Annotated in this window: 1 protein-coding gene and 1 pseudogene; one reads left to right on the top strand and one right to left on the bottom strand. The window is 73.7% G+C overall.

Annotation, left to right across the window (positions count from 1 at the left end):
- Window positions 1-368: pseudogene (locus AB0C29_RS48685) on the bottom strand (transcriptional regulator); the annotation flags it as partial.
- 258 nt (window positions 369-626) lie between these two features.
- On the opposite strand from AB0C29_RS48685, the gene AB0C29_RS48680 reads away from it, so the two are divergent.
- Complete coding sequence (locus tag AB0C29_RS48680) at window positions 627-1,031, top strand: ATP-binding protein (protein ID WP_360835207.1); 405 nt, start codon at window positions 627-629, stop codon at window positions 1,029-1,031.
- Window positions 1,032-1,357 lie beyond the last annotated feature (326 nt).

Below are 1,357 nucleotides of genomic sequence, written 5' to 3'. Positions count from 1 at the left end.
ATCGGGAAGACGTGCTCGGCGGAGATCCCGGCCCGGGGGGCGTGGTGGGCTACCCGGGGCCTGGGGTCGGGGTCGGCGCGGGGCTTATCGGGGGCCGACACCGGCGTGCCCACCCGGTGGCAGTCGAAGCCGGGCCCGCGACCGAAGCGCACCTGCGCGGCCAGGATGAGCTGGGCCCCGAGCGAGGTCGCGGCGACGACCTGCGGCTCGCCCCGGTGATCGGCCAGCAGCAGGCCGGCGGCGGTGACCGGCAGCAGCGTGACGCAGCGGTCGACGAGCACCTGCAGGAAGTCGCTGACTTCGAACGTCTCGTGCAGCGTGTCCGCCAGCTCGACGAATACGGTGGACAGGTTCGGTGCTGCGGACATGACGCGCCACCAAGGGTCGGACCGGGGCCGCCACCGCGGACGGGCGGCGTGGGGCTCACCGTACGCCGGGAGGGTGGTTCCGTGGTATCGGTCTCGCCCCGGCGTTCGGGAAGACGTAGATTGACACTGACGACTGTCGTCGTCCCCGCCCCGGACCCCGGCGGTTGCCGCACCTTCTCCGCCGTATGGGGGTCCATTCGTGCCGCGGCCATCATGTTCATGCGTCTGACCTGGCGTTTGCCCAGGGTACCGGCCACGGTGGCGACAGCCCGGCGGGCGCTCGACAGCGCGTTGCAGGCGCTGGGCGTCGCCGCGGACTGCCGGGCCGACCTCACCCTCGCGCTGAGCGAGGCCTGTGCCAACGCGATCGAGCACGCCCGCCTGGGCGCCGACTACTGCGTCACCGTCACGGCGGACCCCGAGCTGTGCGTCGTCGAGGTCGCCGACTGCGGGATCGGCATCGCCGACGGGCACATGCTCCTCCAGCCCGTCGCGCCGGCCGCCACCCGCGGTCGCGGCATCATGCTCATCCGGGCGTGCACGGACTCGCTGCACCTGACCGCGGTCGAGCCGCACGGCCTGACGGTCCGATTCAGCAAACGCCTGGTCTGGGAACCGGGCGCCCGGGATCTGCTCCTGCTGCCCGTCGCCGGCGGTACGTGACGAAGCCGTCAACCGGCGCCCGGCCGGCGGCGCGTAGGCTGGCAGCGCCCGCCCTCGACGACGACCTCCACCCCCGGGTGGCTTCAGCACGGCTCGTCAGCGGGCTTCCACGACCGGCACCAGCGGCGTCGACGACGCCCGGCCGGCGTGCGCCGCGCAGCTCGGCACCATCGTTTCCGATCCACGCCCCGGTCCCGGCCTTCCGCCGGCGCTGCCGGGCGTGTCCCGGCGCATCCCCCGAACCGGAAGGCAGGCCCTGTGGCCACCAGATACGGCTTCCTCAGCACGCACCCGCCGACCCGCTGCGGCCTGGCCACCTTCAACGC

The sequence above is a fragment of the Actinoplanes sp. NPDC048791 genome, from assembly GCF_040650095.1.
Classification (GTDB): domain Bacteria; phylum Actinomycetota; class Actinomycetes; order Mycobacteriales; family Micromonosporaceae; genus Actinoplanes.
This window is presented reverse-complemented; position numbering and strand designations above follow the sequence as displayed.